The sequence below is a fragment of the Nitrosovibrio sp. Nv6 genome, from assembly GCF_900110495.1.
Classification (GTDB): Bacteria; Pseudomonadota; Gammaproteobacteria; order Burkholderiales; family Nitrosomonadaceae; genus Nitrosospira.
Map to the genome: position 1 here is coordinate 1 of NZ_FODX01000014.1, position 8,283 is coordinate 8,283.

9 protein-coding genes are annotated in these 8,283 nt (G+C 49.0%); 7 read left to right on the forward strand and 2 right to left on the reverse strand.

Annotation, left to right across the window (positions count from 1 at the left end):
• The 4 genes from BMX66_RS15105 to BMX66_RS15120 all read left to right on the forward strand — a co-directional run.
• Window positions 1-738, forward strand: a 738-nt coding sequence (locus BMX66_RS15105; protein WP_143058268.1) for an ArdC family protein, incomplete at its 5' end; no start/stop codon positions are given.
• Window positions 739-780: 42 nt separating this feature from the next.
• Window positions 781-1,092 (forward strand): type II toxin-antitoxin system RelE/ParE family toxin, encoded by a 312-nt coding sequence (locus BMX66_RS15110; RefSeq protein ID WP_255398991.1) that lies wholly within the window; start codon window positions 781-783, stop codon window positions 1,090-1,092.
• Between the two features lie 10 nt (window positions 1,093-1,102).
• On the forward strand, window positions 1,103-1,432 hold the full coding sequence (locus BMX66_RS15115; RefSeq protein ID WP_090883693.1) for a HigA family addiction module antitoxin: 330 nt from the start codon (window positions 1,103-1,105) through the stop codon (window positions 1,430-1,432).
• A 121-nt stretch (window positions 1,433-1,553) separates the two neighbouring features.
• Entirely contained in the window at window positions 1,554-1,937 is a 384-nt protein-coding gene (locus tag BMX66_RS15120; RefSeq protein ID WP_090883695.1) for a hypothetical protein, read from the forward strand.
• An 815-nt stretch (window positions 1,938-2,752) separates the two neighbouring features.
• Here the strand turns inward: BMX66_RS15120 and BMX66_RS15125 are convergent.
• Complete coding sequence (locus BMX66_RS15125; protein WP_090883697.1) at window positions 2,753-3,502, reverse strand: TIR domain-containing protein; 750 nt, start codon at window positions 3,500-3,502, stop codon at window positions 2,753-2,755.
• Between the two features lie 109 nt (window positions 3,503-3,611).
• On the opposite strand from BMX66_RS15125, the gene BMX66_RS15130 reads away from it, so the two are divergent.
• Window positions 3,612-4,202 (forward strand): peroxiredoxin, encoded by a 591-nt coding sequence (locus BMX66_RS15130; RefSeq protein WP_199679296.1) that lies wholly within the window; start codon window positions 3,612-3,614, stop codon window positions 4,200-4,202.
• Here the strand turns inward: BMX66_RS15130 and BMX66_RS15135 are convergent.
• Window positions 4,111-4,725 (reverse strand): recombinase family protein, encoded by a 615-nt coding sequence (locus tag BMX66_RS15135; protein WP_090883699.1) that lies wholly within the window; start codon window positions 4,723-4,725, stop codon window positions 4,111-4,113. The two genes, BMX66_RS15130 and BMX66_RS15135, sit on opposite strands and share 92 nt — an antisense overlap.
• 610 nt (window positions 4,726-5,335) lie before the next feature.
• Between BMX66_RS15135 and BMX66_RS15140 the strand changes: the two genes are divergently transcribed.
• Both BMX66_RS15140 and BMX66_RS15145 read left to right on the forward strand, forming a co-directional pair.
• On the forward strand, window positions 5,336-5,806 hold the full coding sequence (locus tag BMX66_RS15140; RefSeq protein ID WP_090883703.1) for a VanZ family protein: 471 nt from the start codon (window positions 5,336-5,338) through the stop codon (window positions 5,804-5,806).
• Window positions 5,807-5,920: 114 nt separating this feature from the next.
• Window positions 5,921-8,283, forward strand: a 2,363-nt coding sequence (locus tag BMX66_RS15145) for a sensor domain-containing diguanylate cyclase (protein ID WP_090883704.1), incomplete at its 3' end; no start/stop codon positions are given.

Here is an 8,283-nt window from a genome sequence, read left to right on the forward strand (position 1 = left end):
GTGCTTTTGTTGTGGGCATCGACCATGACTCACGGCTATTCAAGCGACCGGTGGCTGACCTACAAACAAGCGGCAGAGATGGGCGGCCAAGTGCGTAAAGGTGAAAAAAGCGTTACGTGCGTTTTCTTCAAGACGCTTGAGCGCGAGTCGGAGAACGAAGGCGACAGCACCGAAAAAACCAACTCCATACGCGTGATTAAGCCATTTTGGTTATTCAATCTTGACCAGATAGACGGTATTGAGAAGCCACAGACCAGCGCCGCGCAGCTTAACGAGTTTCAGCAGATCGATGCGGCCGAAAACGTTTTAATCCATTCTGGCGCAGTTATCCGTGAACAGGGCGACAAGGCGTTTTATCGCCCTTCGACCGATGAAATTTATTTGCCGGAACGAAACCGCTTTGCTTCCGAGATCGAGTTCTACAGCGTAGCCCTGCACGAGCTGACGCACTGGACCGGAGCCAAGCACCGTTTAGCGCGTGACTTCGCCAGCCGCTTTGGTACAGAATCCTATGCTTTCGAGGAATTGATTGCTGAGCTTGGAAGTGCTTTTCTGAATGCGGAACTTGGCTTTGCCGCATCAATGATCCCGAATCATGCCGGGTATATCGAATCATGGTTGAAGGTGTTAAAAAGCGACAAACGCGCAATATTCACCGCAGCCAACCAAGCCAGCAAGGCATACCGCTACATCATGGATTTGGTGGAAGGCAACCAAAGACAACAGCTAGCCGCCTAAAATAGCTCGGCCCGGTCTCAAGGCTGGGGCCGAGTATGATTCTTGACAACCGTAACGGAAACCATTACGCTTATGATACTTAGTTTTAAAGATAAAGAGACGGAAGAGTTCTGGCTTACAGGTAAAAGCCGAAAACTTCCATCGGCTCTTAAAAAAAGAGCTTATGCCCGCCTTCAGGCGCTACACGCCGCCGGAGATATCAAGGATCTTCTCGTTCCTCCCGGCAATCAATTGGAAAAACTGAAGGGTGAGCGGAAGGCTGAGCATAGTATCCGTATAAATAAACAATGGCGCATCTGTTTTGTCTGGAAAGGCAACGAAGCGCGTGATGTAAAAATCGAAGACTATCACTAGGATTAAAGAAATGACTACAAAAGACAACCGTAGAAATCTGATTTCTCATCCCGGCGAGATACTCAAGGACGAGTTTCTGGAGCCACTTGGTATCAGCGTATATGCCCTGGCGCATGCTATAGGCGTTCCCCGTACACGTCTGAACGACATTGTTTTGAAACGACGCGGCATTTCCGCTGATACCGCCCTTCGCCTTGCCCGTTTCTTTGACATGACGCCCAATTACTGGCTGAACCTACAAACGCACTACGATCTTGTTATGGCCGAGACTGAGCCTGGAAATACGCTAGCCAAGATTCTGACCTTAAAAGAGATCAAGAAAGAGGCCGTCCATGCGTAACAATTATAAAACCTGGAAAAATGAGGGTATGGAGATTCAAATAAATAAAAACATGGCGCAGCGGATAGCCGCGCCTGATTGCCTGCTTATAGCAGGCAATTTAAGCAAAGGATAAAAACGAATGGAAGATAACGAATTGCATTGGCGGCAATACCAACTGAACATCGACACATATAGAGATTATCTTGGCCTCGTCATGAAGATGAATGGCTTCTATTACGCTGTAACTGGCGCAGTAGTGTCTTACTACTTCGCTCATCAGTCGGAACCGGTCATGCAGTTGTCGCTAGTACTCCCGCTAGTTATGAGTGTCGCCTTGGCCATCTTCTTCCTACTTTGCGCTTTCTCAGCTCGTGTTATGCGCAACGACACATTTTCCTTACGAGATAAACTAAAACTGGATGCCGCTGCCGAGATAGGCGTTCTGATGTTACTGCTCGTTATCAGTGCAGGACTCATGCTCGTCATCGCGAGTGGGCTTGGGTGGTTGCTCTGGTTTCGTTAGGCCAAAAGTGATAAAAACAAAAGAATCGAGAAGTGGGAAATAGTATACATATTGGCCTCGACTCACAGTGCTTATCGTACTTGCTCGATGGCATTGCGGGTATCGCTGAACCGACCGACTCCTTGTGTGTGGAGAAGAAAGCCCTCTTACGTACCTGGTTCTATCAACCGAATGCCTTCGTCCTAACTGAGACAGTAGTTTCTGAAGTAGCGAGGATTCGAAATATTGAGCGCCGCAAGTTTCATGAGAGTTTCATTCAATCACTTGTTCATCGATTATCCCGTTCACGACTCGACTGCCGTTCAAACCCGTGCAGTATATTTCGAGCAGGATCACCCCGAACCTAGTGACTGCCGTATCTTGGCTGAGGCTGAGGAGCTTCAACTAGAGTTCGTGCTGACCTATGACCATGACTTCGAAAAACGTCTTTCTAAAGTCTCTTCCATATCAAAGCTAATTAAGCCTTCATCATATTGGAGCAGCCTCGATATTCCGCGAGGCGCAAAGCCAAAAACGGTTCCACACCATACAAATCCGCTAAGTGAGCAAACGTGGTGGCGATGGTAGGCGAAGACTAAGCCGTTTCGAGTTTCCGCTTTAATGCTCGATGCAAGGTAGTACGATCCACTTTCAACAACCCGGCCATGCCGGATATGGTTTCTCGTTCTTCTAGGGGTCAGCTATCGAAGAGATCGGTACAGAAATTTGGAGTCAGACAGGTCGCCGTATTGGCACGTTGGCAGAAATCAGCTTTGATTTCAGATTCTATCCGGTCGGGGTGTGGAATTGCTCGTGGAATTAGTTTTGCATGGGGCTCACCCCTGTAGAAGAGCTTCCACGTCAATCTTCATTCCAGCTTGAACCAGTTCGTTCGCCAGCTTTGATTTCCACGCGCCCGGTTCGTCAAGCTCAAGAAAGAGAACACCGTGAAGATCAGAGGGAATTTCGATTCCCGGCTTGAATAACGCGCAAACTTTGCTTCGTCCCAAACGGCCGGTGAAGTAGCCGAGTTCCAAAACAACATTTTGCCTCGCACGAGATAGTAGTTTGTTTTGCTCCTTTACGCTTGCCCCCACATCGTCTGGCGTCATTAGAACAATGGCGAACCCAACGTCGGAATAAGCCTCAAACTTCTCAATAATGGTTCGTCCTCCGTTTGCCTGCTCATGAAGAATGATCGGATAGAGCCCTAGGAGCGTCACGAATCTAGCGGTTGACTCCTTGCTAGCAATGTCGTGTCCGTGGACGAGAAATACCCGATTTGTCACCGCTTGATTTTGGCGATTGGTGGTTCCATCGGAAGGCTCCATCGTCGCCTGCTTCAGCCCGAAAGCCTTAACGCGTAGGGCAAGGCCCTCGAGATACCCAATTTGCCCATCACGGGAACTTGACCAAAGATAACGCTCACCGAGAGCTAGCTCTTCGAAAGCAGCAGCAGCCCGGTTGTCAATCGCTGCTGTTAAAAAGGATGTTGCTCGACGCGCCCATTGGCAATACGCAACGTAATTAGTTACGTTGCAGCCAGCAGAAATAAGTTGATCAATTTTATGAGCAAACGAATCCATGTTTCGTAAAGGTTAGCCGCGTTCAAAATAGCAACTGCTGGCAAATCCATTATTTGATTAAAAGTGGGAAATAATCAATACCAGTAAGTTTTATTCCTGGGAAATCAATATGCAAAAAACCCAGTCATTACCAGATGTACTGCATTCTATTCCTGCAGATCTACCAATCCCGATGGATGATGGTGCGTGTCAGCATCTGGAAAACATGCTGCTGCCCGATATCTCCCTCTCTTCCACGGATGATAAAAGAATCAATCTGTCTAAATTAGCTGGTTGGAATGTTATCTTCTGTTACCCAATGACGGGTCGCCCCGGATTTTCCATTCCTAAAGGTTGGGCGCAAATTCTCGGTGCCGCAGGGTGTACGCCACAGGTCTGTTCTTATCGTGATAGTCACGCTGAATTCAAACGCAACCGTGTAGGTGTTTATGGGCTAAGCTCTCAAACACCGGAAGCACAAAAAGAAGCTGCTATTCGCCTAGAGTTACCCTATCCCCTGTTAAGCGATTCAATATACTCGTTTTCCTCAGCGATGGAATTGCCTATACTTGAGGTTGACGGCCTAAGACTGATCAAGAGGCTGACGCTCATTATTAAAGATGGCGTAGTCAGGAAGTGCTTTTATCCGGTATTTCCGCCAGATACAAATGCTGATGAGGTGATCGTTTGGCTTTCCGCTTTAACGCTCTATGCAGGGTAGTGCGATCAACCTTCAACAACTCGGCCATGCCGGAAACAGTTTCCCGCCCTTCCTTGACCATCCCCGCCGCATGATTAATTTGCTCCCGGTTTAATTTAACTGGCCGACCTAAGTGTTTTCCCCGTTTCCTTGCAGCCTGCATTCCGGCCTTTGACCGTTCGGAAATCAGCGCACGTTCGAACTCGGCCAGTGCGCCCATGATATGAAACACCAGCTTTCCGCCAGCGGTCGTGGTATTGATGCCATCCGAGAGGCTTTCAAATCCCGCCTGGTCTTTTCGTAACTTATCGATCAACTCTATTAGGAAGCTCAGTGACCGGCCCAGCCGGTCGAGTTTCCACACCACCAGCACATCACCCTTCCCGACTGCTGCAATCGCCTGGGATAGTCCCTCACGCTCGATAGTAGCCCCGCTGACGCCCTGGTCGGTGAATATCCGTTCACATCCTGCCTGGTTCAAAGCGTCCATCTGCAAGTTAAGATTCTGGTCGTCAGTCGATACCCGCGCATAGCCGATTTTCATGCCTGATTTCCTCCATTCTTTTCGCCACAGCCTTTCGCCACACTACGAACCTAAAAAAAACAATGCATTAGCATTGTCGTTTTTACTGTAGCAAAAGGGAAGCCTTATGCAACGTTGCAATCATGATTGATTGGGCAAGCTATCGATAAAATATGTTATCAATTGTAAATGATAAGAAGAATTTTCTGGGATCGTTCGATTGCGCAATTACCAATAACGTATTTTATCAATAATAAAGCATACGCTAGTCTGCTCTAAGTCAATACGCCATAAAAGGTTATCAAGGGTAAAAAACGTAGTGGAAAGACCCGGGAATATGATGAATTCCTGTGCCACAAGGAGTTCATGCTGAGGAGGCCCTCATAAAATATCTGATCGGATGATTCGTACTTAATCGTTACTCCTTACTTAGCAAAGCATAACCCTTGCCTGCCAACACTCCAGTTCCTCGCGATCTACCAGATACAGTTCACTCTCAGCTTGTTGATCAGAGGGCTAAATAGCTTGTTGATCAGCGAACTAAATACCCAGGCAGATAAAGTACGATTAGGTCGTCTTCTAAAGGCAGCCACACGGCAATTTCCTTGCGCCGTGTTGACCAGATGGTTTAGTGAATGTCCCTCAGAAATTCGATCTCATCTTGTACCTGCAGCGCCTAGCATATCGTCATTTTCCTGCTATCGCCATATTGGCAATGCTCGGAATTGTAGTCGCCCTGTTTATCGGGGGGCGGCAATCTATGGCTGTCGGCTTGATACCCCACCCTTGGGATAAGCTGGTCCATGCCATTGTTTTTGCTTTGATTGCTTGCACAATCGGTTTGTCGAGTAATTTGCGGGGCTGGCACAAACTGGCCGTTGCATTTTTTGGCGCCCTGTTGGTGGGCGCGCTCGACGAATGGCACCAGATGTATCTCCCTGGTCGTGAGGCAGGGCTACCCGACTTCATTGCAGACGTTATTGGGAGCATTTTCGGTGCGGCATGTTTGGCAATGAAAAGCTTGCGTTCGTTGCATATCACACCCAAACACAAGGAGAGTTTCGTACTAATGGGGAGTACCCGTCAGGGGAACTCCCGCTAATCGAGTTTTCCCACCTTGTTGGGACCCTTGCCTATTTGAGAAATGCCTCGCATAACTGAAAGGGGATAAGCGGCAATTTTTTTTCAGACGAAAGAGATTCGCGGCGTTTTAGAGATGGAGACAGAAATCTACAAACTTGCTCCCCCTGCCGCACGAATGCTCTCCAGGTCGGCTATCCCCACTCTAACATTTGCAGTTTTTACATCGCTTACTCTGGTGAGTTGGTCTGTCGTCCTCGATCTAGAGGAGCGGAACGAAGACACTCAATTCGATAAGGTGGTAGCAGAGGCTATTCATAAGATCGAGTATCACTTCTCCGGGTATGAACAGGTGCTGAAAGGGGGGGTGGGACACCTGCTTGCATCCAACGCTAGTTCACGAAATGAATGGCGCACTTACGTGAATGCGCTGCGAATAAATGACAAATATCCAGGCATTCACGGTATTGGTTTCGCCAAATATATCCCGCCTTCGAAACTCCCTGCCCATATCAAAGAAGTACGTGCGGAAGGATTTCCTGATTATAAAGTCTGGCCGGAGAACCTGCGGCAAGAGTACACCTCAATTGTCTATCTCGAATCCTTCTCTGGAAGCAATCTTCGCGCTTTTGGATACGATATGTTTTCAGATCCCGTTCGAGGCGAAGCCATGGCCCGCGCACGCGATACGGGAGAAGCTGCACTTTCTGGCAAGGTAAAGCTAGTCCAGGAAACCAGCGAAGATATCCAGGCCGGCGTTCTTATGTATATACCGTACTACAAGGTTGCAAGTCTGCCGGAAACGGCGCAAGAAAGACGCGCTTCGCTCGCTGGTTATGTATATGCACCGTTCAGAATGGACGACTTTGTACGCGCCGTTCTTCGCAGAGAGCTTGATATTCTGGATTTGAGAATATTTGATGGCGAAGCAATGGCAGAGAATTCTCTTCTTTTCGAGAGCGAAAAACATCGCACTGGTCTGCCGCTCATACCCAAATTTAAACGTGCCATACCGATATCCCTGTATGGACAGACCTGGGCAATCGAGGCATCTTCCCTTCCTGCATTTGAAAAAGCCGTAAAAGGTTACGATGCCTTCTTCGTCCTGCTGGGCGGGATCGTGGTCAGCATATTGATCGCTCTGGTTTCCTTTGTCCTCTCCGTGAGCAGGGAGAAGGCTATGGCACTAGGGCGCGCGAAGCTTCGCACAGAGCGGATTCTGGAGAGCATTACCGACGCTTTCTACACGCTGGACCGGGAGTGGTGCTTCAGTTATCTAAATAAGGAAGCAGAAAATCTGCTACGGCGCGACCGCAACGATCTCCTGGGCAAAGTGATCTGGGAAGAACTTGAGGAGACAAAAGGAACAATCTTTGATCGTGAATACCATCGGGCGCTTGTGGAAAGCACCTCAGTGACATTTGAAGAGTTCTATATTCCCCTTGGCAAATGGTTCGAGGTGCACGTCTATCCGTCGGAAGAAGGTCTGGCTGTTTATTTCCGTGATATTACGGCACGCAAGGAGTCTGAACAGGCGCGCGAAGAAGCCAACGTGCGCATTCGCCAACAGGCCTCCCTGCTGGACAAGGCAACGAACGCGATTATTGTTCGCGGAATGGATAATTGTATTGAGTTCTGGAATCGAGGGGCGGAGCGGCTTTATGGGTGGACATCCGAAGAGGTAATGGGGAGTCCGGTTGACGTGTTATACGACAGTATCGCGGTTTTTAATGAAGCAACCCGGTTCCTGCTCGATACTGGCGAATGGAGAGGCGAAATCGCGCAGCGTCGCAAGGATGGAAGTATATTGCTTGTTGAAGCGCACTGGACTTTGGTCAGAAATGACGAGGGACGGCCGCAGTCTGTCTTCGCGATCAATACAGATATCACGCAGCGCAAGAGCGATGAGAAGGAAATTCAGCATCTCGCGTTCTACGATTCTTTGACCGGATTACCCAACAGGCAACTTCTGCTGGATCGCCTGCGGCAAGCCCTCGCTTCCGGTGCCCGGCACCGGCACACCGGCGCATTGCTGTTCATAGACCTCGATAATTTTAAATTGCTCAATGATACGCTCGGCCATGACATGGGTGACCTGTTGCTGCAGCAGGTCGCTCCGCGCCTGATCTCCAGCGTACGCGACATCGACACGGTAGCCCGTCTGGGCGGCGACGAGTTTGTGGTGATCCTGGCGGCCAACTTCAGCGAAGATCAAGAAGAGGCTGTTGCTCAGATAAAAACCATTTGCGAGAGGATTCGCGATGCATTCAATCAGCCTTTTAATCTCCGTGCATATAAACATCACACCACGCCGAGCATCGGCATTGCACTATTCAAGGGTCAATCACACACGACAGACGAATTGCTCAAGCATGCGGATCTGGCGATGTATCAGGCAAAAGCATTAGGCCGCAATGCCATGTGCTTTTTCGATCCGGATATGCAAGCAGAAATGAATGCTCGCGCTATTCTGGAATCGGATTTACACAAAAGCTGGGA

Coding starts and splice junctions, on each gene's coding strand:
- BMX66_RS15135 (WP_090883699.1), bottom strand. CDS start 4,725: ATGAAAATCGGCTATGCGCGGGTATCGACTGACGACCAGAATCTTAAC.
- BMX66_RS15120 (WP_090883695.1), top strand. CDS start 1,554: ATGGAAGATAACGAATTGCATTGGCGGCAATACCAACTGAACATCGAC.
- BMX66_RS15115 (WP_090883693.1), top strand. CDS start 1,103: ATGACTACAAAAGACAACCGTAGAAATCTGATTTCTCATCCCGGCGAG.
- BMX66_RS15130 (WP_199679296.1), top strand. CDS start 3,612: ATGCAAAAAACCCAGTCATTACCAGATGTACTGCATTCTATTCCTGCA.
- BMX66_RS15125 (WP_090883697.1), bottom strand. CDS start 3,502: ATGGATTCGTTTGCTCATAAAATTGATCAACTTATTTCTGCTGGCTGC.